The 25,163-nt window shown below is 66.4% G+C and carries 21 protein-coding genes; 13 read left to right on the top strand and 8 right to left on the bottom strand.

Going from position 1 to position 25,163, the window contains the following annotated elements:
* Positions 1-41: 41 nt before the first annotated feature.
* The 3 genes from ACT3SZ_RS05280 (at position 42) to galE (ending at position 3,008) form a co-directional block, all read left to right on the top strand.
* A complete protein-coding gene (locus ACT3SZ_RS05280) occupies positions 42-1,169 on the top strand; it encodes a sigma-70 family RNA polymerase sigma factor (RefSeq protein WP_444617252.1) in 1,128 nt (375 codons plus the stop codon).
* A 144-nt stretch (positions 1,170-1,313) separates the two neighbouring features.
* On the top strand, positions 1,314-2,003 hold the full coding sequence (locus ACT3SZ_RS05275; RefSeq protein WP_444617250.1) for an iron dependent repressor, metal binding and dimerization domain protein: 690 nt from the start codon (positions 1,314-1,316) through the stop codon (positions 2,001-2,003).
* Positions 2,004-2,009: 6 nt separating this feature from the next.
* The gene (gene galE / locus ACT3SZ_RS05270; protein WP_444617248.1) at positions 2,010-3,008 is read left to right on the top strand and encodes a UDP-glucose 4-epimerase GalE; all 999 of its coding nucleotides are present in this window, start codon (positions 2,010-2,012) and stop codon (positions 3,006-3,008) included.
* Here galE and ACT3SZ_RS05265 read toward each other — a convergent pair.
* Complete coding sequence (locus tag ACT3SZ_RS05265; RefSeq protein ID WP_444617246.1) at positions 2,965-4,290, bottom strand: DUF4192 family protein; 1,326 nt, start codon at positions 4,288-4,290, stop codon at positions 2,965-2,967. The two genes, galE and ACT3SZ_RS05265, sit on opposite strands and share 44 nt — an antisense overlap.
* A gap of 162 nt (positions 4,291-4,452) precedes the next feature.
* Between ACT3SZ_RS05265 and ACT3SZ_RS05260 the strand changes: the two genes are divergently transcribed.
* Together ACT3SZ_RS05260 and ACT3SZ_RS05255 are read left to right on the top strand one after the other, a co-directional pair.
* The gene (locus ACT3SZ_RS05260; RefSeq protein ID WP_444617244.1) at positions 4,453-5,511 is read left to right on the top strand and encodes a PAC2 family protein; all 1,059 of its coding nucleotides are present in this window, start codon (positions 4,453-4,455) and stop codon (positions 5,509-5,511) included.
* Positions 5,512-5,519: 8 nt separating this feature from the next.
* Positions 5,520-8,075 (top strand): DEAD/DEAH box helicase, encoded by a 2,556-nt coding sequence (locus ACT3SZ_RS05255; protein WP_444617242.1) that lies wholly within the window; start codon positions 5,520-5,522, stop codon positions 8,073-8,075.
* 8 nt (positions 8,076-8,083) lie between these two features.
* Here the strand turns inward: ACT3SZ_RS05255 and ACT3SZ_RS05250 are convergent, their stop codons facing one another.
* Positions 8,084-9,058 (bottom strand): hydrogen peroxide-inducible genes activator, encoded by a 975-nt coding sequence (locus ACT3SZ_RS05250; protein ID WP_444617240.1) that lies wholly within the window; start codon positions 9,056-9,058, stop codon positions 8,084-8,086.
* A gap of 182 nt (positions 9,059-9,240) precedes the next feature.
* Here ACT3SZ_RS05250 and ACT3SZ_RS05245 point away from each other — a divergent pair, with 182 nt between their 5' ends.
* The 3 genes from ACT3SZ_RS05245 to hrpA all read left to right on the top strand — a co-directional run bounded on the left by ACT3SZ_RS05245 (position 9,241) and on the right by hrpA (position 14,556).
* Positions 9,241-9,837, top strand: coding sequence for a peroxiredoxin (locus tag ACT3SZ_RS05245; protein ID WP_444617238.1), 597 nt, complete (start codon positions 9,241-9,243; stop codon positions 9,835-9,837).
* A gap of 1 nt (position 9,838) precedes the next feature.
* Positions 9,839-10,363, top strand: coding sequence for a carboxymuconolactone decarboxylase family protein (locus tag ACT3SZ_RS05240; RefSeq protein WP_444617236.1), 525 nt, complete (start codon positions 9,839-9,841; stop codon positions 10,361-10,363).
* 95 nt (positions 10,364-10,458) lie between these two features.
* On the top strand, positions 10,459-14,556 hold the full coding sequence (gene hrpA, locus ACT3SZ_RS05235; protein WP_444617234.1) for an ATP-dependent RNA helicase HrpA: 4,098 nt from the start codon (positions 10,459-10,461) through the stop codon (positions 14,554-14,556).
* A gap of 13 nt (positions 14,557-14,569) precedes the next feature.
* Here hrpA and nrdR read toward each other — a convergent pair whose 3' ends face one another.
* Both nrdR and ACT3SZ_RS05225 read right to left on the bottom strand, forming a co-directional pair.
* The gene (nrdR, locus tag ACT3SZ_RS05230) at positions 14,570-15,031 is read right to left on the bottom strand and encodes a transcriptional regulator NrdR (RefSeq protein WP_301442366.1); all 462 of its coding nucleotides are present in this window, start codon (positions 15,029-15,031) and stop codon (positions 14,570-14,572) included.
* A 92-nt stretch (positions 15,032-15,123) separates the two neighbouring features.
* Complete coding sequence (locus ACT3SZ_RS05225) at positions 15,124-15,405, bottom strand: hypothetical protein (protein ID WP_444617232.1); 282 nt, start codon at positions 15,403-15,405, stop codon at positions 15,124-15,126.
* Positions 15,406-16,046: 641 nt separating this feature from the next.
* On the opposite strand from ACT3SZ_RS05225, the gene lexA reads away from it, so the two are divergent.
* The gene (lexA, locus tag ACT3SZ_RS05220; RefSeq protein WP_444617646.1) at positions 16,047-16,667 is read left to right on the top strand and encodes a transcriptional repressor LexA; all 621 of its coding nucleotides are present in this window, start codon (positions 16,047-16,049) and stop codon (positions 16,665-16,667) included.
* A 95-nt stretch (positions 16,668-16,762) separates the two neighbouring features.
* Here the strand turns inward: lexA and ptsP are convergent, their stop codons facing one another.
* Positions 16,763-18,481 carry a phosphoenolpyruvate--protein phosphotransferase gene (gene ptsP / locus ACT3SZ_RS05215; RefSeq protein WP_444617230.1) on the bottom strand — a complete coding sequence of 573 codons (1,719 nt, stop codon included), beginning with the start codon at positions 18,479-18,481 and terminating at the stop codon, positions 16,763-16,765.
* A 227-nt stretch (positions 18,482-18,708) separates the two neighbouring features.
* Here ptsP and ACT3SZ_RS05210 point away from each other — a divergent pair, with 227 nt between their 5' ends.
* The gene (locus tag ACT3SZ_RS05210) at positions 18,709-19,497 is read left to right on the top strand and encodes a DeoR/GlpR family DNA-binding transcription regulator (RefSeq protein ID WP_441579561.1); all 789 of its coding nucleotides are present in this window, start codon (positions 18,709-18,711) and stop codon (positions 19,495-19,497) included.
* Positions 19,498-19,631: 134 nt separating this feature from the next.
* Positions 19,632-19,901: an HPr family phosphocarrier protein gene (locus ACT3SZ_RS05205; RefSeq protein ID WP_444617228.1), complete on the top strand. Its 270-nt coding sequence runs from the start codon at positions 19,632-19,634 to the stop codon at positions 19,899-19,901.
* 108 nt (positions 19,902-20,009) lie between these two features.
* On the opposite strand, the gene ACT3SZ_RS05200 is transcribed toward ACT3SZ_RS05205, so the two are convergent.
* Positions 20,010-21,365 carry a uracil-xanthine permease family protein gene (locus ACT3SZ_RS05200; protein ID WP_444617644.1) on the bottom strand — a complete coding sequence of 452 codons (1,356 nt, stop codon included), beginning with the start codon at positions 21,363-21,365 and terminating at the stop codon, positions 20,010-20,012.
* Positions 21,366-21,384: 19 nt separating this feature from the next.
* Positions 21,385-22,848, bottom strand: coding sequence for a GTPase HflX (gene hflX, locus ACT3SZ_RS05195; protein ID WP_444617226.1), 1,464 nt, complete (start codon positions 22,846-22,848; stop codon positions 21,385-21,387).
* 48 nt (positions 22,849-22,896) lie between these two features.
* On the opposite strand from hflX, the gene ACT3SZ_RS05190 reads away from it, so the two are divergent.
* Together ACT3SZ_RS05190 and ACT3SZ_RS05185 are read left to right on the top strand one after the other, a co-directional pair.
* The gene (locus ACT3SZ_RS05190; protein WP_444617224.1) at positions 22,897-23,673 is read left to right on the top strand and encodes a hypothetical protein; all 777 of its coding nucleotides are present in this window, start codon (positions 22,897-22,899) and stop codon (positions 23,671-23,673) included.
* Between the two features lie 10 nt (positions 23,674-23,683).
* Positions 23,684-24,169 (top strand): hypothetical protein, encoded by a 486-nt coding sequence (locus ACT3SZ_RS05185; RefSeq protein WP_444617222.1) that lies wholly within the window; start codon positions 23,684-23,686, stop codon positions 24,167-24,169.
* Positions 24,170-24,213: 44 nt separating this feature from the next.
* Here ACT3SZ_RS05185 and dapF read toward each other — a convergent pair whose 3' ends face one another.
* Positions 24,214-25,155, bottom strand: coding sequence for a diaminopimelate epimerase (dapF, locus tag ACT3SZ_RS05180; protein ID WP_444617220.1), 942 nt, complete (start codon positions 25,153-25,155; stop codon positions 24,214-24,216).
* Between the last annotated feature and the right edge of the window lie 8 nt (positions 25,156-25,163).

Below are 25,163 nucleotides of genomic sequence, written 5' to 3'. Positions count from 1 at the left end.
CTGTGCAGAGCTTCCGACACCTAACCCAGGAGGTCAACCAGATGGGCACCCGCACGACGAAGAACTCCGGCACACCGGAGAAGAACGACATCCTGGAGACCACCCGTGACACCGGGGACGCCCCGGCGGAGATCGACGAAATCGGGGATAACACCACGTCAAAGACAGATTCTACGCCCGGGGAGACCTCCGATGAGGCAGAGGAGGTGACCGAAGAGGTCACCGAGGACAAGGGCCGTCGACGGGGCAACAATGAGAACCCCTCAGCTGACCTGGTCCGCGTCTACCTCAACGGTATCGGCAAGACCGCACTGCTCACCGCGGACGACGAGGTGGAGCTGTCCAAGCGCATCGAGGTCGGCCTCTACGCGGAGCACTTGCTGGAGAACGGCGACAAGCTGACCCGTGCCGCCAAGCGCGACATGAAGGTCCTGGCCCGCGAGGGGCGCGCGGCGCGCACCCACCTGCTGGAGGCCAACCTGCGTCTGGTGGTGTCCCTGGCCAAGCGCTACACCGGTCGTGGCATGCCCCTGCTGGACCTGATTCAGGAGGGAAACCTCGGCCTGATCAGGGCGATGGAGAAGTTCGACTACGCCAAGGGCTTCAAGTTCTCCACCTACGCCACCTGGTGGATCCGCCAGGCGATCACCCGCGGCATGGCGGACCAGTCACGGACCATCCGGCTGCCCGTGCACCTCGTTGAACAGGTCAACAAGCTCTCGCGGATCAAGCGCGAGATGTACCAGCACCTGGGCCGTGAGGCCACCAACGAGGAGCTGGCCGACGAGTCCGGCATCGATGAGTCGAAGATCGAGATGCTGCTGAAGCAGTCCCGTGACCCGGTGAGCCTGGACATGCCCGTCGGTTCGGACGAAGAGGCACCGCTGGGTGACTTCATCGAGGATTCCGAGGCGACCGACGCTGAGGCTGCCGTGGTCGCTTCCTTGCGCCACTCCGATGTGCGTGCCGTGCTCGACACCCTCGAGGAGCGCGAGCAGGACGTCATCAAGCTCCGTTACGGTCTGGACGACGGCATGCCCCGCACCCTCGACCAGATCGGCCGCAGCTTCGGGCTGTCGCGCGAGCGTGTGCGTCAGATCGAACGCGAGGTCATGACCAAGCTACGCGAGGGTGACCGGGCCGCCCGGCTGCGCGAATACGCGGTCTAGACATGACCTGGCGGACACCCGCCAGACCGTCCTCCCACCTGTGCGGTGAACCGTGTAGGTTGTAGGGCACCACTGTGTGAACAAACCCCTGAACGCGACGGTCAAACTGCACGGTCGTGTTAGTCAGAGAAAGGCCATGGTCGAGTGAAGGACCTCGTCGATACCACTGAGATGTACCTCCGGACGATCTACGAACTGGAGGAGGAGGGCATCCCACCGCTCCGCGCACGCATCGCCGAGCGTCTTGAGCAGTCCGGTCCGACCGTGAGCCAGACCGTGGCCCGCATGGAGCGCGACAACCTGCTGTGGATCGCAGATGACCGCTCCCTGAAGCTCACGGAGGAAGGCCGCGATCACGCAACGGCAGTGATGCGCAAGCACCGTCTCGCCGAGCGTCTGCTGGTCGATGTCATCGGCCTGCCCTGGGAATCCGTCCATGACGAAGCCTGCCGGTGGGAGCATGTGATGGGTGACGAGGTCGAGAAGCGGCTCCTCGCCGTGCTCGACGATCACAACACCTCCCCGTTCGGTAACCCCGTCCCCGGCCTGGAGAAATTGGGTGAGGCGTCGATCTCCGACCCCGCCAACTCTCACCGCGCCTCGGACATTGACCTCAGTTCGCCGCGCAAGGCGACGATCGTCAGCTTCAACGAGATCGTCCAGGTTGAGCACAAGGTCATCGGAAAACTGGGCCAGTACGACATCCGCCCGGGCACCACGGTCACTATCCAGGACACTCCGGACGGTCTCACCCTGGAGAACCAGGACGGTGCCAGCGTGGTAGTGCCCGAGGAGCTTGGGCACGCCATCCGTATCGTGGTCGAAGGGAACTAGTCGCTGATGGGGCTCATTGACGGCGGGCACGTGCTCGTCACCGGCGGTGCCGGCTACGTCGGAAGCGTCTGTGCCACCGTGCTGGTCGAGCAGGGCTTCCGGGTGACCGTGATCGACGACCTGTCGACCGGCAACCGGGAGGCTGTGCCCGCCGGGGCGACCTTCCTCGAAGGTGATGTCCTCGACCGCGCACCCGAGGTGCTGGCGGATGACTGCGCGGCAGTCTTCCACTTCGCGGCGAAGTCGCTGGTGGGAGAGTCTGTTCAGGCTCCCGATATCTACTGGCATGGCAACGTGGTCACCTCGTTGAACCTGCTGGACCTGATGCGCGACAACGGTGTCGACAACCTGGTCTTCTCCTCGACGGCCGCCTGCTACGGCGAGCCCGCGTCAGTGCCGATCACCGAGGATATGCCTACCGCGCCGACCAACCCGTACGGCGCATCGAAGCTGTCGATCGACCAGATCATCACCTCTTACGCCAACGCCTACGGACTCGGTGCCACGAGCCTGCGTTACTTCAACGTGGCCGGAGCATACGGCTCCACCGGCGAGAACCGTGCCGTGGAAACCCACCTGATTCCGCTGGTCTTGCAGGTCGCGCTGGATGCCCGCGAGCAGATCATGATCTTCGGGGATGACTGGCCCACCCCGGACGGCACCTGTGTCCGCGACTACATCCACATCCGTGACCTTGCCGATGCTCACCTGCTGGCCGCCCGGTCGAACACCTCCGGCGAGCACCGGATCTTCAACCTGGGTTCCGGCGACGGCTACAGCGTGCAACAGGTCATCGATGCCTGCCGTGAGGTCACCGGCCACCCCATCCCCGCGGTGACCGCGCCGCGTCGTGCCGGGGATCCGGCGACCCTGATCGCCTCCTCCGCCCGCGCGGTGGACTCTTTGGGATGGACCCCGACGCGTAGCGACTTGACGACCATCGTCCAGGACGCCTGGGACTTCACTTCCCAGCTCGGCGACCGAGCGCACTTCGCACGGCGCTGACCGCCTGCCGGTCGACCACAGCGGCAATCCGTCCGGCGCGGGCGATGTCCTGTCCCCGGACCCTGGCGATTGCCGCGTCGATTCGGTCCATGCCCTGACCGACCACGCCGTTCACGAGCCTGGCGGCCGTGCCGTCACCCACCCCGTCCCACAGGATCCCAGCAAGCGACAGGGTAAGAAGGTCATTGCGCAGCGAATCCGCGCCGATCGTCAGTTCTGGGGCCGGTGACACCCCACCCTCGGACCACATCTCCTGGGTACATCGCTTCGCCGCCCGGTGCCCCAGTGCACCGTGGTTGCCGCACCAACCGAGGAACGCGATCAGCAGCAACGCCCGGCCACGCAGCGAGCCCCTCCCCAGCGTGGCCGCCTCCAACAGGATCCCGAGCACCACTCCGGACTGGCCGGCTGCACCGAGAGCAACCAACGTGGGGAACAACGACCCGCGGGTGCAGAACTCAAACAAGCTCTCCGCCGTTCCGGGCTGCTCCCGCAACATCCGACGAACCTCCTGGCGGCTCAAGGTGACCCGCTGGCGGCCCACCGGCATCCACCGGTCCACTCTCCCGGCGATCTGCGCAATCATCTCGCACACGTCCGCAGACGTCCACGGCCCACCATCCGATGTCGCGGGGACACCACTCGTCCAGCTGTTCGGAAGGAGTGCGGCAAGGTCCTCGTCCTCGTCGGGATCAAGTTCGCGGTCCATCGACTCTGAGGTGCCCCGAGGGTCGCGCACCGTGGAGCACCCCGACGCCACGACGGGCCCGGCTGCCGGGTCGTCCACCGTGCCCTCGCGGACCACGTGCCAGCCGACGGTGGAGTCGGTCGGCTCAACCTGTCGCCACCTGGCACCGGCAGTGATGCCATCGGTGACGAACATGGCGTTGATCTCCACCGCAGCGTCGGCCAGAGTGAGCACCGCGCCTGACAACACGTCCACGACAGCGCTAGTGAGTGGCCACGAATACGGTGTGGTCACGATGACCATTGCCGAGGCCCCAGGCATGTCGTAGAGCGACCGTGCCAACGCCTGCGCTCCGGCCTGTGCCGCCCCTTCGACAAGGTCGGTGCGCACCACCGGTCCGAGCGACTCCAGCTGGTCGCCGTGACTGCTGAGTCCAACGATCACGATGCTCTCTGTGGGCGTGAAGCCCAACAGGGCTGGGACGGCGCCGATGAGGCCGCCCGGTCCCCCGTCGATCACGACGGGAGCGTTCTTCGTGCCCGAACGTGCGGGAATGTCGCGGGTTCGTGGGGTGTTGTGGTGTGTGGAAGTCATGTGCACATCCTCCACCGGGGAATGTGCCACGACCCCTCCCTGCGACTGGTCCGACCAGGAGCATGTGGATAAACCCGACCCTGTGGAGATCCCCCGGGGCGACAGGCGCGACTGGTAGAGTAGGTCCACTGCGTCGCACGTCAGTGAAGGGAGTACGCGCACATGTCCGACAGCAACCGTATGTACGAACTCGAGTACCCGGGCCCCTCGGCCCACTCCGTCGACGGTGAGGACGGACTCTCGATGGTCGTCGCGCTCCAGGGCTACGCCGATGCCGGTCGGGGCGTGCAACAGGCCAGCCAGCATCTGCTACAGGCACTCGACCATGCCACCGTAGCCACCTTCAACGTCGACGAGCTCATCGACTATCGCTCCCGTCGCCCCGGGGTCACCCTCGACAACGGGCGTGTCGTGGGCCGCGAGAGTCTCGCGCTGACCCTGCACCGCATGGAGGACTCCGACGGCCGGCCATTCATGCTGCTCTCCGGCCCTGAACCGGATCTTCGCTGGGAGGCCTTCAGCCGGGCGGTGGCCGAACTCGCCGCGCGCTCCGGCGTGGACCGGGTGGTGTCGATGTACGCCGCGCCGATGACCGTGCCGCACACCCGACCGCTGATCGTCTCGGCGCACTCCTCCGATCCTGCGCTGACCGAGGGGCTGCACACCTGGGACTCCCGGATGATGGTGCCTGGAGCTGCGATGCTCGACGTGGAGCTGCTCCTGTCGCGCAAGGGGCTGACCACTGTGGGGCTCACCGCACACGTGCCTCACTACATCGCTGCCTCCGACTATCCGGAGGCAGCGTACGGGCTGCTGCACGCGCTGGAGTCCGTCAGCGACCTCAACCTCCCGCTACGTGCCCTGGAAGCCGACATGGACAAGGTCCGCCAGCAGCTCGCCGACCAGGTTGACGACTCCACGGAGATCGCCTCTGTGGTCGGGGCCCTAGAGCGCCAGTACGACGAGGAACAGTCGCGGCTGAGGCAGCGCGATGACCGACGCCGTGGTCTCGAGAACGCCAGCGGCGACGGGGACTCCGCCCAGAATGCTCTGCTGGCCCCCGGTCAGGAAGTGCCCTCCGGCGAAGAGATCAGCGCCGAGGTCGAACGCTTCCTCGCTGGTACCACCGAGGATTTCGACGGCGACGACACCGGCGACGGCGAAGACCCCGACGACTCCGATGACCCCGACTCCAACTCCGACTCCGACTCCGACAGGTAACTACCCAGGTGACGACCCCCGTATCCGACCCCACGCTCTCCGGACTCCTCCCCGATCTCGCCGAGGTTCCGGAGAGTCTCGTCGATGACGCCGTTCTCGAGTCCTTCCTTGCCTGGGCACGCGACCGGGGGTTGAGCCCCTACCCCGCCCAGGAAGAGGCGGCGATGGCGCTGGCCTCCGGCGACAACGTCATCCTGGCGACACCGACCGGCTCGGGCAAGTCCCTGGTCGCCACCGCGGCGCACTTCATCGCCTTGGCTCATGGGCAGCGCACTTTCTACACTGCCCCGATCAAGGCCCTGGTCAGTGAGAAGTTCTTCTCCCTGTGCGAGATCTTCGGCCCCGCCAACGTCGGCATGATGACCGGCGACGCCACCGTCAACGGCAAGGCACCGGTCATCTGCGCCACCGCCGAGGTCGTGGCCAACATTGCCCTACGTGACGGCGCGGCCGCTGAGATCGACCAGGTGGTGATGGACGAGTTCCACTACTACTCCGAACCGGACCGCGGCTGGGCCTGGCAGGTCCCCCTGCTGAGCCTGCCCAAGGCACAGTTCCTGCTGATGAGCGCCACCCTGGGCGATACGGCCTGGCTGGAGAAGGACCTCACGCGCCGTACGGGACGGCCCACCACCCCGGTGACCGGAACCGTGCGTCCGGTGCCGCTGGACTTCGACTTCGTCTACACGCCGGTCCACGAGACCCTCGAGGAGCTCATCGACAAGGGACGGGCACCCGTCTACATCGTGCACTTCTCACAGCGTGAGGCCGTGGAACGGGCCCAGGCGCTGACCAGCATGAACTTCGTGGACAAGGAGCGCAAGGCCGCGATCGCCGAGGCGATCGGCGGCTTCCGTTTCACGTCCGCTTTCGGCAAGACCTTGTCCGGTCTGCTGCGCAAGGGCATCGGCATCCACCACGCCGGCATGCTGCCGAAGTACCGACGGCTCGTCGAGAAACTCGCCCAGCAGGGGCTTCTCACCGTGATCTCCGGGACCGACACCCTGGGTGTGGGCATCAACGTGCCGATCCGCACGGTCCTGATGACCGGGCTGGCGAAGTACGACGGCATCAAGCACCGCATCCTGAAATCGCGGGAGTTCCACCAGATCGCCGGACGTGCCGGGCGTGCCGGCTACGACACCGAGGGCACGGTGGTCGTCGAGGCCCCGGAGCACGAGATCGAGAACTTCCGCCTCCGCGAGCGGGCCGGCTCAGACCCGAAGAAACTGAAGAAGCTCCGGAAGAAGTCCGCCCCCGAGGGTCGGGCCACGTGGTCGAAGTCGACGTTCGAGCGTCTGACCACCGCCGAGCCTGAGGAGCTCGTCAGTCAGTTCCAGATGTCGCACTCCATGCTGATCAACGTGATCGCCCGCGACCAGTGGACATACGACGCGCTGAAGGGCCTGCTGCGCGACAACCATGACACGCGTGCGAAGCAGAACCGCGACATCCTGACCACCATCGACCTGTACCGCGGCCTGCTGCGTACCGACATCGTCGAGGAGTACGACGCCGACACCCCGTCCGGCAAGGACGCCAGGCTCACCCGCGAGCTGCAGCGCGACTTCGCGCTGAACCAGCCGCTGTCCCCCTTCGCCCTGGCGGCATTCGACCTGCTGGACCCGGAGTCGGACACCTACACCCTCGACGTGATCAGCACGGTCGAGGCGATCCTGGACAACCCGAACCAGATCCTGTCCGCCCAGCAGCGAGAAGCACGCGGCCAGGAGATCGCGGCGCTGAAGGCCGAGGGTGTCGACTACACCGAGCGCATGGCTCTCGTCGAGGACATCACCTGGCCGAAGCCGCTGGAGGAAGAACTCGAGCAGGCCTACGACATCTTCTGCGAGTCCAACCCGTGGGCGTCCGAGTTCGACCTCTCCCCGAAGTCGGTGGTCCGCGAGATGATCGAGAAGGCGATGACCTTCTCCGATCTCGTGGCGACCTACAACCTGGCACGCTCCGAAGGCGTCGTGCTCCGGTATCTCACGGACGCCTGGCGCACGCTGTCACACACTGTGCCCCCGGAGCACCGCAGCGAGGAGCTCGAGGACATCGTGGTGTGGTTGGGTGAGCTCATCCGCCAGGTGGATTCCTCCCTGGTCGACGAGTGGTCGGCGATGGCCGATCCGGACGCCCCGGCGACCGAGGAACAGGTCGCCGAGCACGCCTTCGGCGTCGACGACCCCTCGCTGCTCAGCTCCAACCCCCGCGCGCTGCGGCGCATGGTGCGCAACCACTTCTTCCGGCACGTGGAGCTCTTCGCCTTCGAGAAGGAGAGCCAGCTGGCGGAAATGGACGACTACCTCACCGCCGCCCCCGACTGGCCGGCGGAGCTGGACGCGTACTTCGACGAGTACTCCGACATCGGAGTCGACGCTGCTGCCCGTTCACCCGAACTCATCCTGATCAAGGAAGAGGGACGGCACTGGACGGTACGGCAGATCCTGGACGACCCGGAGGGCGACCACGGGTGGGCCTTCGAGGGCGTGGTGGACCTCGATACCTCCGATGAGGCCGGTGATGTGCTGCTCAGCGAGTTGCGCGTGGTCCGCGGCTAGCTCCGCGGCTAGGATCTGGGCCCCATGTTCGACTCCAGCACCTCACGGTTGCGCGCCAGGGCAGACTCATAAGCCGATGCCACCTCCGCCCCGACGGCGTGGAAGGCCTCGGCCCGGTTCGAGCTGGTGCGGTGACTTAACGTCACCGTGCGTCCGGCGGTGGCAGCACCTCCCTCGAAGGTGGCCAAGGAAAGTCCGGGACGGTCGCACTCGGCAGACACCGCGCTCAAGGGCACCAGGGTCGAGCCCAGTCCACCGATTACGCACTGCACCACCGTCGACAGGCTTGCTGCCCTCGTCACCGAGTGCGCCGGGTCCACCGTCAACGACACCGAGCGACACAGGTCCAGGACCTGGTCGCGCAGGCAGTGGCCGTCGTCCAGCAGCAGGAAGTCAAGGACCTGGAGGTCGTCGAGCGAGAGATCCCGGCGTCCGGCGAGCGGATGTCCCTCGGGCAGGACGACCACGAACTCCTCGCGGTACAGCTCGATCTGCTCGACTCCCGCACCGGAGACCGGCGACGCCACGACGACGGCATCCAGTCCCCCGCTTTTCAACGAGTCGATCAGGTTCGCCGTCTTATCCTCAACGATTTTCGGTTCGAGCTCTGGCGCCGTCGTCGGCAACGACCGGAGGAACGCTGGCAGAACGAACGGGGCGATCGTCGGGATGATGCCCAGCGACATCGACCCGGACAGCCCTCCCTGGGCTCCGCGGGCGTGGCCGATGAAACTGTCCATACTGTCCAGCGTGGCCTGGGCGAACGGCAATAGCTCGCGTCCGATCTCCGTGACGATGACCCGCCTCGTTGAGCGCTCGATGAGTTGGACACCCAGGCCGCTCTCGAGGGCTGCGAGGCCCTGCGACAGTGACGGCTGGGAGATCCCCAATTGTTGGGCGGCGACACCGAAGTGCCCGTGCTCGGCAACAGTGGCGAAGGTCCTGAGTTGAGCGATCGTCGGCCGGTAATCCTTATTGACCATGCCTATGACTCTACATCACGATCCTGGCAAAACCCTATCTACGAGTGTCGATAGGGAACCGCTATCAAGCACTCGAAATAAATCACTTATACCTTTGCATCAGTTCTGATTTCATGGCATAATCGTTGTTGCTCAAGACGAAGCACGAGCATCACATTTTCACGCAACAGGAGGCATTCACCGTGTCCATTCTCACCGTCGGCGACCAGTTCCCCGAGTTCAACCTCACTGCCCTCAAGGGCGGGGACCTGCACGAGGCCAACGCCCAGCAGCCGGAGGACTACTTCGAGGACGTGAACCTCGGCAAGTTCCAGGGCAAGTGGAAGGTCGTCTTCTTCTACCCGAAGGACTTCACCTTCGTCTGCCCCACCGAGATCGCCGCTTTCGGCAAGCTCGACGAGGAGTTCCAGGACCGCGACACCCAGATCCTCGGTGGCTCCACGGACAACGAGTTCGCCCACTTCAACTGGCGCGCAACCCACCCCGAGCTCAAGGGTGTCCCCTTCCCGATGTTCGCTGACGTCCGCCACGACCTGATCCGCGCCCTGGGCGTGGAGAACGCCGACGGTGTCGCCGACCGCGCGACCTACATCGTCGACCCGGACAACGTCATCCAGTTCGTCTCGGTCACGCCGGACGCCGTGGGCCGCAACGTCGACGAGGTCCTGCGTGTCCTCGACGCCCTGCAGTCCGAAGAGGTGTGCGCTTGCAACTGGCAGGCCAACGACCCGACCAAGAACATCAACAAGATGGACGTCGTCCAGGAGGCGCTGAACTAATATGTCGATCGACAACCTGAAGTCGGGTCTCCCCGACTACGCCAAGGATCTGAAGCTCAACCTCGGCACCCTCGCTCGCTCGACCGAGCTCACCGAGCAGCAGCTCTGGGGCACCTTCGTGGCCGCAGCTGCCGCGTCGCGCAACGACCAGGTTCTCTCCGAGATCTCCGACGAGGCCAAGTCGCACCTCTCCGACGAGGCATACGACGCCGCCCTGGCCGCCGCCTCGATCATGGCAATGAACAACGTCGCCTACCGCGCCCGCGGCTGGCTCGGTGACGATTACGCTCAGGTCCGCATGGGCCTGCGTATGAACGTCATCAGCAAGCCCGGCATCGAGAAGGTCGACTTCGAGCTGTTCTCCCTCGCTGTGTCCACCATCAATGGTTGCGAGCACTGCACCATCGCCCACGAGAAGACCGTGCGCGACGAGGGACTGACCAAGGAGCAGGTCTTCGAGGCCGTCAAGGTCGCCGCCGTCGTCCAGGGCATCGCCCAGACGATCGAAATCGAGGACGCCCGCTAGAGGCATCCTGCCCAGCAATTCCTCGGTGGAATTCCGGCCCCGCCCCCTACTGACAGGGGTCGGGGCCGTTGTGGTGTCAGTGGTAGAATCACCGGGTGGTTTCCGAGGACAAGAACGTAAGTGGTACCCGACGGTCCGGCAGGAAGCGCGGGCGCGGCAAGGGACGAGGACGCGGTGCGGGACGCCCGCCGCGTCAGGCTCCCCGGGCGAACCTCACCCAGAACCTTGCCTTCCCCGAGTCCCTGCCGGTCTCCGCGCGCCGCGAGGAGATCATGGAGGCGATCCGCGACAACCAGGTCGTCATCGTCGCCGGTGAAACCGGTTCCGGAAAGACTACCCAGCTACCGAAGATGTGCCTGGAACTCGGCCGCGGTGAGACCAGGCGGATCGGTCACACCCAGCCCCGAAGGATCGCCGCACGCAGTGTCGCCGACCGCATCGCCGACGAACTTGGTGAGAAGGCCGGCGAACCGGGCAGCCGCGTAGGCTACAAGATCCGGTTCGACGACCACGTCAACGACTCCACCGCGGTCAAACTGATGACCGACGGAATCCTGCTTGCCGAGATCCAACGCGACCGGCTGCTGCGCGCCTACGACACGATCATCGTGGACGAGGCGCACGAGCGTAGCCTCAACATCGACTTCCTCCTCGGCTACCTGCGCGAGATCCTCCCGAAGCGCCCCGACCTGAAGATCATCATCACCTCGGCGACGATCGACCCCGACTCCTTCGCCCGCCACTTCGCCGATGCCGACGGAAAGCCCGCACCGGTCATCGAGGTATCCGGACGCACCTATCCTGTCGAGGTTCGCTACCGACCGCTCACCCGTATTGAGGACCGCTCCGAGTCCGGCGGTGGGGTGCGTGAGATCGAGACAGACCCGCTGGACGGGCTGCTCGACGCCGCCCGCGAACTCATCGCCGAGGGCCCCGGCGACATCCTCTGCTTCTTCTCCGGTGAGCGGGAGATCCGCGACGCCGCGGACGCGCTGTCGGACCAGCAGTGGCGCGGGGTCGACGTCCTCCCCCTGTACGGACGGCTCTCGTCGGCCGAACAGCACCGGGTCTTCAGTACCGGCTCGCGGCGTCGGATCGTCCTGGCCACGAATATCGCCGAGACCTCGCTGACGGTGCCGGGGATCAAGTACGTGATCGACACCGGCTACGCCCGGATCTCGCGCTACTCGCACCGCACGAAGGTGCAGCGGCTGCCCGTCGAGGAAATCAGCCAAGCGTCGGCGAAACAGCGTTCGGGCCGTTGCGGACGTACCTCCGACGGTATCGCCGTGCGTCTGTACTCCGAGGAGAACTTCGAGGCCCGCCCCGAGTTCACCGACCCGGAGATCCTGCGTACCCACCTCGCCAGCGTGATCCTGTCGATGACTGCCCTGGACCTCGGCGACATCCGCGAGTTCCCGTTCCTGCAGCCGCCAGAATCCAAGTCCGTACGCGACGGCGTCCAGCTGCTGCGCGAACTCGGCGCTCTGGCCAACGAGTCAAAGGACAAGGCCCAGGACGAGACTAAGAACGGCGGACCGACTCTCACCGACATCGGGCGCGACATGGCGCGCATACCCACCGACCCGCGCCTGGCGCGCATGTTGTCGGCCGCCCATGCCAATGGCGTGTTGGAGCAGGTCGCCGTCATCGTGGCCGCGTTGAGCATCCAGGACGTCCGGGAACGTCCTGCCGAGCACCAGGCCCGTGCCGATCAGCTCCACGCCCGGTTCGCCGCAAACTCCGACTTCATCTCGGTGCTGAAGCTCTGGAACTACCTCCAGGCTCAGCGCCGGGAACTCTCCGGCAATAAGTTCCGCCGGCTGTGTCGCGATGAGTTCATCCACTACGTCCGTGTCCTGGAATGGATGGACCTGGTCCGTCAGCTGCTCACGGTGATCCAGGAGCTGCGGTGGAAGATCCCCAACGTCCGCCACTTCCGTGAGCTGACCTTCGACCTCGGCGACCAGGACGCCGAGACGGCCACGAGTGGTCTCGGGAAGCGCGAGGCGACGTCCGTCGACGAGACCGAGGTACACAAGTCGCTACTGACGGGCCTGCTGACCAATGTCGGTATGCGCCAGGGCAACTCCCGCCAATTCACCGGCACCCGCAACACCACGTTCGTGGTGCACCCGTCTTCCCACCTGTCGAAGAAGCCTCCGCAGTGGGTCATGGCCGCTGAACTGGTCGAGACCTCCCAGGTGTTCGCCCGCACGGTCGCCCCGGTCGTCCCCGAGTGGCTCGAAGAAGTCGCCCCTCACCTGATGCGCTACTCCTACGCCGAACCGTTCTGGTCCAGCAAGCAGGGGGCGGCCCTGGCCATCGAGAAAGCGTCGATGCTCGGCCTCCCGGTCATCGCCGACCGACGGGTCAACCTGTCGAAGACCGATCCGGAGGCCGCGCGTGACATGTTCATCCGCCACGCGTTGGTGGAAGGCGACTGGCGCAGCAACCACCGCTTCTTCCGCCACAACAGCGAGCTGCTCGACGAGGTCGGACATCTCGAGGACAAGGCACGACGCCGCGACATCGTCGTCGACGACGACACCCTCTACGGCTTCTACGACGCCCGGCTGCCGTCCTCGGTGGTGTCGGCCGCCCACTTCGACTCCTGGTGGAAGAAGGCCCGCCACACCGACCCGCACCTGCTCGACATGACCCCGGAGGCGCTCATCGGCTCCGACGGTGCCGCGGCAGAGGCCCGGGAGTTCCCTGACTCCTGGACCCAGGGCGCGATGCAGTTCGATCTCACGTACGTCTTCAGCCCCGGCGACCCTGCCGACGGCATCACGATGCGTATCCCGTTGCCGCTGCTCGCCGGTGTCACCGACACCGACACCCGGTGGCTAGTGTCGGGCATGCGCGAGGAACTGTGCATCGCGCTGATCCGCACGCTCCCCAAGCCCTTGCGCACCTCGGTCGTACCGGCCGGGCAGTTCGCCCGGGCCGCCCTGGAGCGTATGACCCCCTACGACGGCCCCGTCGACCAGGCGTTGGCTGATGCGTTGCGCTCGCTCGGCGGTACGGGAATCAGCCCCTCCGACTTCGACTGGGACCGGGTCCCGGGCCACCTCCGGATGACCTATGCCGCGGTGGACCGACGGGGCAAGGTCATCGCGACCTCAAAGGATCTCGCCGAACTGCAGGACGACCTGGCCGGCGAGATCACCCAGTCCATCGCGTCGGCCACCGCACGCTCCTCCCGCAGGTCGAACGGCAAGTCCGGTGGCGCTGCCCCCACACCGCAAGACTCCGCGTCCCACAGCCCGTCGAAGAAGAAGGGCCGGGGAGGACGCAGCGGAGGCAGTGCCGGGGGCACCGGTGGTGTGCTCGCCCGCTCCGCGAGCTGGAGCAGCGACGGCATCGGCGTCCTCCCGGAGTCCGTGGAGACCGTGGTGGACGGCCAAACGACCTCGGCCTACCCTGCCCTGGTCTCGGAGGGTAAGAACGGGGTCGTGCTGAAGGCCTTCCCCACCCCGCAGGCGGCGGCCGGTCAACAGTTCTCCACCGTCCTGGAGATGATGGTGGCGGCCTGCCAGGTCTCCTCGAAGCAGATGGTCAAGGGACTGCAGTTGCGCCAGCGTGTGGCGGTGGACACCTACCCGCACGGCGGCGCAGACGCACTGGTCGATGACTGCCGGGTGCTGGCGTGCCGCAACCTGCTCGAGCAGTACGGCCCAGTGATCCGAGATCCTGAACGTTGTGCCGAGGCGGTAGCTGCAGCCAAGGACCGTGGTCCTGGGTTGGTCCGGCAGATCTTCGTGGCGATCACCCCGGCCGTGCTTGCTGTGGCGGATATGTCGCAGGAACTCTCTGCGTGGGACGGGGCGGCCATCGAAGATATGAAGGCACAGCTCGAATTTTTCCTTGGGCCTCACCAGGTTGCCAAGAACGGGGTGGAGCATCTGCGTCATGTACCGCGGTACGTTGCGGCGATGCAGGCTCGCCTGGAGATGATGGAATCTGACCCGGACCGGGAAGAGGACCTCGACGACCAGGTCAGGGAGTGCGTCGAGGCCGTCGAGGAGGCCAAGCGCCGTTTGCCGGCGATTCGGGCGGCCTCGTCCCAGTTCAAGGACGTGCTCTGGCTGGTCGAGGAGTTCCGGGTGTCGCTGTACGCCCAGAACCTGGGAACGTCGCGTCCGGCGAGTGTCGCCCGGGTGCGCAAGGCACTGGCGAAGATCAGGTAGCCCCCGGACAGGGCTACCCGGTTGCGTCGCTTCGGCGCTCCTGGAGCGCACGGATCTCCTTCTCGAAGTCTTCAGTCGAGCGGAAGGACTTGTAGACCGAGGCGAACCGGAGGTAGGCGACCTCGTTGAGGTTGCGAAGGGGTTCGAGGATCGCCAGGCCGATGTCGTCGGCGGCGACCTGGGAGCCGTGGGAGGCACGCAGTGACTGCTCTACGTCGTGGGCGAGGATCTTCAGGTCGTCTCCGGAGACCTCGAGGCCCTGACAGGCCCTTCCGACACCCCGGATCACCTTGTCGCGGCGAAACTCCTCGGTGACACCACTTCGCTTGGTGACCAGCAGCACGGATCGTTCCAAGGTGGTGAACCGGGTCTTGCACGAGAGACATTCTCGGCGACGGCGGATGGCGGAGCCGGATTCTACCGTGCGGGAGTCCACGACCCGGGAGTCCTCGGAACGGCAGGCGGGACAAAGCACGGTGTTCTCCCTCATGGAAGTCGTCAGGACAGTTGGTGTCCCCACATGCTACCTCCGACTCCGAGCCGCACCGCAGGCGGACGAGGGGTCGGTCAGTAGACGGGGACGACCACGTCCCGGGTGCTCCCCTGGGAGCCTTCATCCGTCCAGTGTCCACCCATGTCGCTAACATCGTTGAGCGAAGCGATCCTCGCCACCGCGTCGCCAACGCTGGCCCCGTGCACGTGCTGCTCAGCGATCTCCGCCAGACTCTGGCCGTCGCTCACCGTGACCGTGGTCGTCCCGGTCGGTGTCACGGTGTCCTCCTGCTGCCCAGTGACCGCCGGAGATATGGCGAGGAACGTCACCAGCGCGGCCAGAGAAAGTACGGTCATGCCGGGGGAACCGACGACCATGGACGCGCGACGCCGAATTCTGGCGTACCTGGAGGTCGGCTCGAACGGACGTTCAGCAATTCTGCCCTGACGGAGGTACCGCTGCCGTTGCACGACCGAAGGGGTTCGGACCGAACCCTCCCCCCAGGTGTTCGAGAAACCATCCAGCGCGGACCCGGACCACTCCGGACGCCGATAGACGGGACGGCGGAGGCCGGACCGACGACTTTCAACCGACATCGTGCTCATGACAACCCTCTTTCCGTGGAAGCAGACCGGATTCCCGGCTTCAGACAAGGACCATGACAGCACCGCTGGCGGACATCGCTTGATTCCGACGGCACGTTCTTCGTCCGTGTGTTCGAAGTTCTGTATCTGCACCCGAAGGTAGCACGGGTGTTCGATGATGTCCACAACTTTCCAGAGATTTTCGAACACCCTGACCAACGATGTCCGTTCGGTCATGTAAGGTCGGGGACACGACCGGTACAACGAGTCCAGGAGTGGGTCAGATGTCAGAGAAGCAGAAGTCCTCCGTGGGAACCACGGCAGGCAAGCGAAAGCGGGCGAAGGTCACCGAGGCAGGTGCCGCGCTCGACGCAAAGGGGAGGGAGAAGCTTTCCGACCGTCAACGGCGCATCATGGACGTGATCAAGGACGCGACCCGGTTCCGCGGATACCCGCCGAGCATCCGCGAGATCTGCGACGCAGTGGGGTTGAACTCGACCTCGTCGGTGTCGTACCACCTGCGCGAGCTCGAGCGGAAGGGGTACCTGCGCCGCGAGGACAACAAGCCGCGCGCGGTCGATATCAGGGACTTCGACGACGAGGTCGACAACCGTCCGGGGCCGAAGCCGGCTAACACCAGCGGTCCCTCCGGTATGCCGGAGCCGTCCTTCGTGCCCGTCGTCGGTCAGATCGCCGCCGGTTCGCCCATCCTGGCCGAAGAGCACGTCGAGGCCCACTTCCCTCTTCCCCAGGAACTCGTCGGTGGCGGGGAACTGTTCCTGCTCCAGGTCATTGGCGAGTCCATGCGCGATGCTGGCATCTTCAACGGTGACTGGGTCGCCGTACGCTCCCAGAAGGTCGCCGAACTCGGGGACTTCGTGGCCGCGATGATCGACGGGGAGGCGACGGTCAAGGAGTTCCAGAAGGACGAAGCGGGCGTCTGGCTCCTCCCCCACAACGACCTGTTCGAACCCATCCCGGGGGACAACGCCGACATCCTCGGCCGCGTGGTCGCGGTGCTTCGCAAGATCTAGGCCCCCGCAATCCCCACGTTGATACGCGAAACCCCCGGACAGCCTCCGTCAGAGGCGTCCGGGGGGTTTGCGTGGATACAGGGTGCGCTAGAGCGCTAGAGCCCCAGCACGGCCGCGGCGGCTGCCTTGGCCTCCTCCGCGCCATCGGCGTCCAGTGCGGCAGCGGCCATCTCACGGCACACCGCGAAATCCACCTCGCCCAACTGGGCGCCCACCGCAGCGAGTGCAGGCGGTGCCGCGGACAGAGAGGTCACACCGAGACCGGCGAGCACGCAGCCCAGCACCGGGTCCGCCGCGGCCTCACCGCACACGCCCACTGCCGTCTTGGTCTCCGCGCCAGAACGACACGTGGTGTGCACGAGTCGCAGCACCGCGGGCTGCCACGGGTCGGTCAGGTGCGCCAGCGAGGCCGACATGCGGTCTGCTGCCATGGTGTACTGGGTCAGGTCATTCGTACCGATGGACACGAAGTCCAGGTAGGGCATCATCTTATCGGCCATGAGGGCCGCCGCCGGGACCTCGATCATCGCGCCAGCCACGAGGCCTCGCTCGTGGCACAGCTCGGTGAACCACTTCGCCTCGTAGACCGTTGCCACCATCGGTGCCATCACCCAGGTCTGCGCCGCAGAGTCCTCGCGACCGGACAGCTTCAGCGCCAGGGCGATGCCGTCCAGCTGGCGTTCCAGCAACTTCTGGTTTGTCCGGGCGATGCGCAGACCGCGCACACCGAGAGCAGGGTTCTCCTCGGTCTCCGCCATCACATAGGGCACCGGCTTGTCCGAGCCGGCGTCCAGCGTACGGATCACGACCTTGCCCTCCGGGAACGCGGACAGGACCTCGGCATAACGCCTCGCCTGCTCCTCTACGGACGGCTCGGTGGTCTCACTGAGGAAGCCGAGTTCGGTACGGAACAGGCCGATCCCCTCGGCCACGGACTCCGCGGCCTGGCGGGCGGCTGCACCGTCCTGCACATTGGCCAACAGCTGCACCCGGTGACCGTCGGCGGTCTGCGCCGGGCCGTGCCAGCCACGGACCTTCGAGGCCAGTTCGGCGGCAGCGGTGACACGCTTCTCCACCTCTGCCGGGTCCACGCCGGTCTCCACGGTTCCCGCCGCACCGTCCACCAGGACCTCGGTGCCAGCGCTCACGCCGCGCAGGTTGCTTCCCACGGCGACGATGCAAGGCAGGTCGAGCTGGCGGGCGATGATCGCGGTGTGGCTCGTCGCACCACCCTTTTCGGTGACCACGGCGATGATCAGCTCGGGGTCCAGGGTCGCGGTATCGGCGGGGGCGAGATCATCGGCGAACAGGACATGAGGCGTGTCGACGTCCGGAATGCCCGGCTCGGGCTCCCCGCGCAGTTCGGCGATGACACGGTCACGCACGTCCATCAGGTCGGTGACACGTTCAGCCATCACCCCGCCGGCCTTCAGGAACATCTCCACGAAGTCGTCGGTGGCCTGACGCACCGCGTACAGGTTCGTCTGACCTCCGTTGACGGACTTCTTGACCTTCTTCGCCCACGCGCGATCCTTGGCGATCGCGACGGTCGCCTCGAGGACCTGGCGGGCGTTGCCCTCCACGGTCTGCGCCCGGGAGCTGAGACGTTCCGAGACGGTGTCCACCGCGGTGACGAAGGCCTGGTACTCGGCCTCACGGTCGGCGTCCCCGACCGTCTTGTCCGGGCCCGGCAACTCCGGGCGGTCGGTAACCCAGGTAACCGGTGCGAAGACGGTTCCGGGAACAACGGACTTTCCCTTCAGAACGACGGGTTCGCCGTCCGCGGGGACTGCCGGGGGATTCGTGTCTGCCATAGTGTCTGGTCTCCCACAAATTTTCTGATCGCACGACCTGGTGGACGTCGATTCAACTACCAAGGTCACTTACCGAGGGTTCGACCACGAGGTGTCGAGGTACGAACGTGATGGACAAGTTCCTCGCCCACGTTACCCTCTTTCGGTCACCCCCTGGGGTCACCCGCCGGGCCATACCCACCCCCGAATCGGCGTTCATCCCCGCCACACCCCATACAATGCAGATCATGAACTCTGAGGAACGTCGCCGCCAGATCGCGTCACTGACCGCGGTCAACGGGCGTGTCACCGTCGTGGAGCTCGCAGAGCGGTTCGCGGTCACCCCGGAAACCATCCGCCGGGACCTCACGGTGCTCGACAATGACGGCGCGTTGCACCGGGTCCACGGCGGTGCCGTGCCCACCAATACCTTCCAGACTCGTGAAACCCCCATCGAGCTGCGCAGTACCACCTCCACGGAGGCCAAGATCAGGATCGGACGCGCCGCCGCCGACCTTCTGCCGCGCACCGGCACGGTGTTCCTCGACGCCGGCACGACCACCGCGATGCTGGCGCACGCCATCGCCGAGGCAGGACGCCCCGACGACAACCCCTATCGGGGGTTGACGGTGCTCACCAACTTCCTGCCCCTCGCCGTCCGCCTGTCGGCGGCGGGCCTGTCGGACGTCCAGCTCATTGGTGGCCATATCCGTCCCATCACTCAGGCAGTCGTCGGCGATATCGCCTTGCGCACCATCGGAGTGCATCACGCCGATCTCGCGTTCATCGGTACCAACGCCCTGTCCATGGACCACGGACTGTCAACGGCGGACGCCGAGGAGGCCGCCGTGAAGCGCGCCATGATCGCCAACTCCGACCGGGTGGTCGCGATGTGCGACTCTACGAAATTTGGCCGCGACTACCTCGTCAGTTTCGCCAACGTGCCTGAGATCGACGTGCTGGTGACCGACGACGCCGCGCCGCGCCAGTATCTGGAGGCCTTCTCTTCGGAGGATGTCAACGTCGTCACGGCATAAGTGGCGCGATAGTCGTGACGGCGCGATCGGGCACAGTTCGGCTACGCTGTCAGGGAGGGCACCACACGCCAGGCACTGCTGGCGGTCAGCGCCCGACCACCATGAACGACGACCTGATAAGGACATTCACAACCATGGCCTCCACTACCGTCACCGTCGGCTCCACCGTGGGCCTGCACGCACGTCCCGCCACCATCATTGCGGAGGCGGCTGCCAACTACGACGACGAGATCCTGCTCTCCCTGCCCGGGGAGGACGACGAGGAACCGTCGGACGCATCTTCCTCGCTGATGATCATGGCCCTGGGTGCCGAGCACGGTGACGAGGTGACCGTCACGTCCGACAACGCCGAGGCCGTGGAGGCGATCGCCGCGCTGATCACCAAGAACCTCGACGAAGAGTAGGAACAGCGACGACGGGGGCACCCGTCACCGCAGTCGAGTCCGGCCCCGACACCTGCTCTGCAGGTGTCGGGGCCGGTTTTCTACGCGACGAGACGTCCGGCGCACGCCCTAGTTATGGGAGAGGTAGTCCCGCACGGCGGGTTCGCGCCCCTCCCCGACGTTCTCGAACAGCCACCGCAGCAGCGGGTAGCCCACGATGATGCCCACCGAGCCCCAGGCGATGCCCTCGAGCTCCAGCGAACCGATCTGCAGGGTGAGGTTACCGATGCCGGCGATCATCGCCACGGCCGCCGCCGACAGGTTCACCGGGTTGGTCAGGTTCACGTTGTTGTCCTGCCAGATGCGGATACCCAGCAGGCCGATCATGCCGTAGAGCACCATCGTCGCCCCGCCGAGGACACCGGAGGGGATGGTATTGATCACGGCCCCGAACTTCGGGACGAAGGCCAGCACCATGGCGGTGACCGCAGCCACCCAGTACGCGGCGGTGGAATACACCTTCGTCGCCGCCATCACGCCGATGTTCTCGGCGTAGGTGGTGGTACCCGAGCCGCCGAAACCACCGGCCAGGGTCGTTGCCAGACCATCGCCGATCAGTGCGGGTCCGGCCTGGTCGTCCAGGTTGCGCTTGGTCATCCCGGCCACGGCCTTGACGTGCCCGACGTTCTCGGCAATGAGCACCACCACGACCGGCAGGGTCAGCAGGACCGCACTGACGTGGAACTCAGGGGTGTGGAAGTCCGGCAGGCCGAACCACGCGGCGTCGGCAATGACCTCGCCGGCGTCGTCGGCGATATTGCCGGTGACCACGGCGAAGACCCAGCCGATGACGACACCGATGAGGATCGCCAGGCGGCCGATCATGCCGCGTCCGGCGACGGTGATCACCAGGACGGCGAACAGGGTCACCGCGGCGACCAGGGGCTGCTCCTGGAAGTTGGCCGTCGCCGCCGGGGCCAGGTTCAGTCCGATCAGCGCGACGATCGCACCGGTGACCGCCGGGGGCATCACCGCGTCCAGCACGCGACGTCCGGCGGCCTTGACCAGCACACCGACCAGGATGAGCACGAGACCGGCGACCATCACGCCACCCAGCTGGGCGGCGAAGCCCTCGGCCTGGGTGGCGGTCAGCGGGGCGATGAAGGCGAAGGAGCTGCCCAGGTAGGACGGCACGCGGTTACGGGTGATCAGCAGGAACAGGATCGTGCCGATACCGGAGAACAGCAGTGTGGTGTTCACCGGGAATCCGGTCAGCGCAGGCACCAGCAGCGTGGCACCGAACATGGCGATCACGTGCTGCATGCCGATGCCCACGGTGCGCGGCCACGTCAGCCGCTCCTCGGGGGCGACGACCGCCCCGGGCCGGATCCTCCGTCCGTCCCCGTGCAGCGACCACCCGAACAGCTTTCCTCGCTCGGAGGCCCCTTCGGAGGCCCCGGCGGGCGCTGACTTCTTCTCTTGCATTTCGTCCATTCGGACGAGTTTATTCTGTCGCCTGGTCGTCCGCGATACGTAGGTCCGACAGTTCCGCGGCGATCACTCCAGGCAGGCGTACTTCCACGCGGGTGCCGTGCTCGGTGTACTCCTGATTGAGCACTGTCCCGTATTCGTGCAGCCGGGAGATGACCTCCCCGCGTTCGAAGGGCACTTGCAGGATCACGTGGTCATCACGGGAGTTCAGGAACAGTTCCAGGCGGCTCTCCAGGGCGGCGATCCCCTCCCCGGTGTGCGCGGAGACGAAGAGTACGTCGTCCAACCGGCTGCGCAGCTCGGCGAGCACCAGCGGGTCGGCCTGATCAACCTTGTTGATCACCAGGATCTCCGGGGGCGCGGACTGCCCGGTGTCCTCGGCGATCTCGCCGATGACCTTGTTCACCGCGGCGATCTGCTCCATCGGGAAGGGGTCGGAGCCGTCGACGACGTGCAGCACCACGTCGGCGGCCATGACCTCCTCCAGCGTGGAGCGGAACGCCTCGACGAGCTGGGTGGGCAGGAAGCGGATGAACCCGACGGTGTCGGAGAACATCACCGCCCGTCCGTCGGCGAGTTCGGCGCGGCGGGTCGTGGGGTCCAGGGTGGCGAACAGGGCGTCCTCCACGAGCACCCCTGCACCGGTCAGCGCATTGAGCAGCGAGGACTTGCCGGCATTGGTGTAGCCGGCGATGGCGACCTGGGCGAGCGCGGAGGCGTCGCGGCGGTCGCGCTGCACGTCGCGCGACTTCTTCATGCCCTGGATCTCGCGGCGCAGGCGCGCCATCTCGCTGCGCAGGCGACGGCGGTCCGCCTCGATCTTCGTCTCACCAGGGCCACGCAGGCCCACACCACCATTGGATCCGGCGCGGCCGCCTGCCTGGCGTGACAGCGCGCCGCCCCAGCCACGGACGCGTGTGATCAGGTACTCCAGCTGTGCCAGGGCGACCTGGGCCTTGCCCTCCTTGGACTTGGCGTGCTGGGCGAAGATGTCGAGGATGAGCATCGTCCGGTCGATGACCTTTACGTCGAGCGCCTTCTCCAGGGCGATCATCTGCCCGGGGCTGAGCTCGCCGTCGGCGACGACGGTGTCGGCGTTGGTCTCCACCACGATCTGGCGCAGCTCCTCGACCTTGCCGGAGCCGACGTAGGTGCCGGCGTCCGGCTTGTCGCGGCGCTGGTAGAGCATGTCGGTGATCTCCGAGCCCGCGGTCTCCGCCAGGGCGGCGAGCTCGGCGAGACGGGCCTCGATCTGGGCGGTGTTGCCCTCGGTCCACACCCCGACGAGCACCACGCGCTCCAGGCGCAGTTTGCGGTACTCCACGTCGTAGCCGTCGTCCTGCTCGGTGGAGTGGACGTTGGTGCCGCGGGTCAGGCGCCGCAGGCTGGAGCGCTGCTCGAGATCGAGTTCGCCGACGGACGTCGCCGGTGTCTCAGGGCTCTCGGGCGTCTCAGGATTCTGTTGGTTGCTTGTCATTGCCCTCCATCTTTCCACGATTCGGGACCACGGAGTAGAGTCGCACCCATGATTCCGGAACTGAGAAGCGTGGGGTTGGAGTTCAGCCGCTGGCAGGACGCCCTGGAGGCGGCATACGGGACCGGGGCACTGCGGGTCACCGGGGAGGTCCGCGACGGCCAAGTCCTGCAGTACGACGACCCCAGCGGGGCCCGTCTGGTGATCCTCGCTGTGCCCCCCTATGGTTCCTTCGCCAGCTTCAGCGGCGGTGCGGAGACCTCCGCGCACCTGAGCATGGTCGATGACATTGTCGGGGTGCTCGACATCGTCGCCGACTCCCCTATGCTCCAGGTCCGCGCCGAGGGCGCCCCGGTGACCGCCTCGCTCACCGCAACTGTGGCCCAGGGCCCGCTGCTGTCTGACGAGGGGACGCTGACCTACCAGCCGGTGCAGATCACCGCCCTGGCGGCCGACCTTGCGGTGTACCACACGCAGGACGAGGCGGCGCGCGCCGGCGTCCTGCGCGTCGGCTCGGTGGAGTCGACGGGGCTGTCCGACCTGAACTCCGGGGCGGTCGCGCCCCACGCCGGTGCGTCCGTCGCCGTGGAGGTCGCCGCCGCGGAGCGTCGTACCGCCGCGTTGACCGGCCAGTCTTTCTGGGTCTGCACGGTGAACGCCCCCTTCGCCTTCACCGTGGTGGTGCCTGCCGGCGAGGAAAACGAGATGCCCGTGGGCACGATCCTGGCCGGGAACGTCCAGTTCACTGCCACCGCGGTGGACCCGGCGTCCTGCTCCTCCGGCGGCTGCGGCTGCGGGTCAGGAGGCTGCGGAGGATCCTGTGGGTAGAAATATCCCCATGGCACTCGCCGGGGTGGTGGTCGTCGGCGCACTGTCATGGCTTCTGATCAGCACCCTCGGCAGGTTGGGCGTACTCATCGCCGTAATCTTGGTGATTGTCGCCGCCGTCGCCGTGGTCCGGCAGGACTCTGAGCGCGAAATCGCCGCTCTGAAACGTTCCATCGACCTGTCCGCCACCGATATCGCCTCGATCCTGGACGACTGGGACGAGTTCCGGTTCTCCAACGACCCCGCACGAGTCCGCGACCGGCAGCTGCACCGCCCCGAACTGTGTGCTGCCCGTTCCGAGGTCTCCAGCGTGGCACGGTTCCACGCCGCCGCGGCGTCCTGCGAACGTTTCCTGCGCCACTTACCGGAGCAGACGACCTCGCTGACCACCGTCGCCACCCTCACCGAACTCCTGCACGAAACTGATCAGCGCGCGCTGAGCCTGCAGCGGTTGTGGGAGCGCGCCCGGCAGGATTCAGTGAACTCTCGACACTGACCGCCGGGCCTGCTGTATACCTCGGATATGTCTAGCCGCTATATCTAACCGCGCTCCACGGTGACCGAGGTGGTGAACACCAGCCGGGACGGCCCGCGCAGCACCGCGGGCACCTGGTTGCCCTCGGCGTCCTGCCCCACCGTCACCGCGACCTCGCCGCCGGGGATGACCACGCGTACCACCTGCGACCATGCGCCGTCCTGCGTGTCGTCCTCACCCGACTGCTCCGCCGCAACCACAGCAGCCACAGCAGCAGCCACCGTCCCGGTGCCGCAGGACAACGTCTCCCCCACGCCCCGCTCGTGCACGCGCATGTGTACCGTGCCGTCCTGCAACGCGGTGACCAGCTCCAGGTTCACCCCGTCGGGGAAGAAATCCTCGTCGTAGCCGGGCGCCTGGTCCACCGGCAGCGCGGCCAGTGCGTCCGGCGTCAGCCCGGGCACCACGCACGCCAGATGCGGGTTGCCCATGTCCACGCCAATTCCCTCGTAGGACGCTCCGGCGAGCGTGGCGCTGGAGCGCCCCGTCACCCGCGGGGCCCCCATGTCCACGCTGACCTCGGCGTCGGTGTCGTCGACCGAATGGATGCGCACGTCACGGCGTCCGGCCCGCGTGCCGACCGGCAGGGTGCCATCGGCCGAGCGGTCGTCCTCGCCGACCAGGGACAGCGCGCTCAGGGCGTGGGCGAACACCCGCACACCATTGCCGCACATCTCCGCCACCGAGCCGTCGGCGTTGCGGTAGTCCATGAACCAGTCTGCGTCGCGCACCCCTTCGGGACGCTGCGACAATACGCCGGCGGCGAGCAGCGCACCGGTGGTGGCAATGCGGATCACCCCGTCCGCCCCGATGCCGCGATGACGGTCGGCGAGCGACTGCACGAGCTCCTCGCTGAGGTCCACCGTCGCCTCCGGGTCCGGGATCAGGATGAAGTCGTTTCCGGTGCCGTGGCCCTTGATTATCTGGATCTGCGCGCTGTCAACCATGCCGCAGA

Source organism: Corynebacterium sp. AOP40-9SA-29 (assembly GCF_052377405.1).
GTDB lineage: Bacteria > Actinomycetota > Actinomycetes > Mycobacteriales > Mycobacteriaceae > Corynebacterium.
Note: the sequence above shows the minus strand (reverse complement) of the source record. Positions and strands in the feature narration are given on the sequence as shown.

What these genes read in the sequence shown, in the direction of transcription:
- ACT3SZ_RS05280 (WP_444617252.1), top strand. Translation starts at nt 42, where the DNA reads ATGGGCACCCGCACGACGAAGAACTCCGGCACACCGGAGAAGAACGAC.
- galE (WP_444617248.1), top strand. Translation starts at nt 2,010, where the DNA reads ATGGGGCTCATTGACGGCGGGCACGTGCTCGTCACCGGCGGTGCCGGC.
- ACT3SZ_RS05265 (WP_444617246.1), bottom strand. Translation starts at nt 4,290, where the DNA reads ATGACTTCCACACACCACAACACCCCACGAACCCGCGACATTCCCGCA.
- ACT3SZ_RS05260 (WP_444617244.1), top strand. Translation starts at nt 4,453, where the DNA reads ATGTCCGACAGCAACCGTATGTACGAACTCGAGTACCCGGGCCCCTCG.
- ACT3SZ_RS05250 (WP_444617240.1), bottom strand. Translation starts at nt 9,058, where the DNA reads ATGGTCAATAAGGATTACCGGCCGACGATCGCTCAACTCAGGACCTTC.
- ACT3SZ_RS05240 (WP_444617236.1), top strand. Translation starts at nt 9,839, where the DNA reads ATGTCGATCGACAACCTGAAGTCGGGTCTCCCCGACTACGCCAAGGAT.
- ACT3SZ_RS05225 (WP_444617232.1), bottom strand. Translation starts at nt 15,405, where the DNA reads ATGACCGTACTTTCTCTGGCCGCGCTGGTGACGTTCCTCGCCATATCT.
- lexA (WP_444617646.1), top strand. Translation starts at nt 16,047, where the DNA reads ATGGACGTGATCAAGGACGCGACCCGGTTCCGCGGATACCCGCCGAGC.
- ptsP (WP_444617230.1), bottom strand. Translation starts at nt 18,481, where the DNA reads ATGGCAGACACGAATCCCCCGGCAGTCCCCGCGGACGGCGAACCCGTC.
- ACT3SZ_RS05210 (WP_441579561.1), top strand. Translation starts at nt 18,709, where the DNA reads ATGAACTCTGAGGAACGTCGCCGCCAGATCGCGTCACTGACCGCGGTC.
- ACT3SZ_RS05205 (WP_444617228.1), top strand. Translation starts at nt 19,632, where the DNA reads ATGGCCTCCACTACCGTCACCGTCGGCTCCACCGTGGGCCTGCACGCA.
- ACT3SZ_RS05200 (WP_444617644.1), bottom strand. Translation starts at nt 21,365, where the DNA reads ATGCAAGAGAAGAAGTCAGCGCCCGCCGGGGCCTCCGAAGGGGCCTCC.
- hflX (WP_444617226.1), bottom strand. Translation starts at nt 22,848, where the DNA reads ATGACAAGCAACCAACAGAATCCTGAGACGCCCGAGAGCCCTGAGACA.
- ACT3SZ_RS05190 (WP_444617224.1), top strand. Translation starts at nt 22,897, where the DNA reads ATGATTCCGGAACTGAGAAGCGTGGGGTTGGAGTTCAGCCGCTGGCAG.
- ACT3SZ_RS05185 (WP_444617222.1), top strand. Translation starts at nt 23,684, where the DNA reads ATGGCACTCGCCGGGGTGGTGGTCGTCGGCGCACTGTCATGGCTTCTG.
- dapF (WP_444617220.1), bottom strand. Translation starts at nt 25,155, where the DNA reads ATGGTTGACAGCGCGCAGATCCAGATAATCAAGGGCCACGGCACCGGA.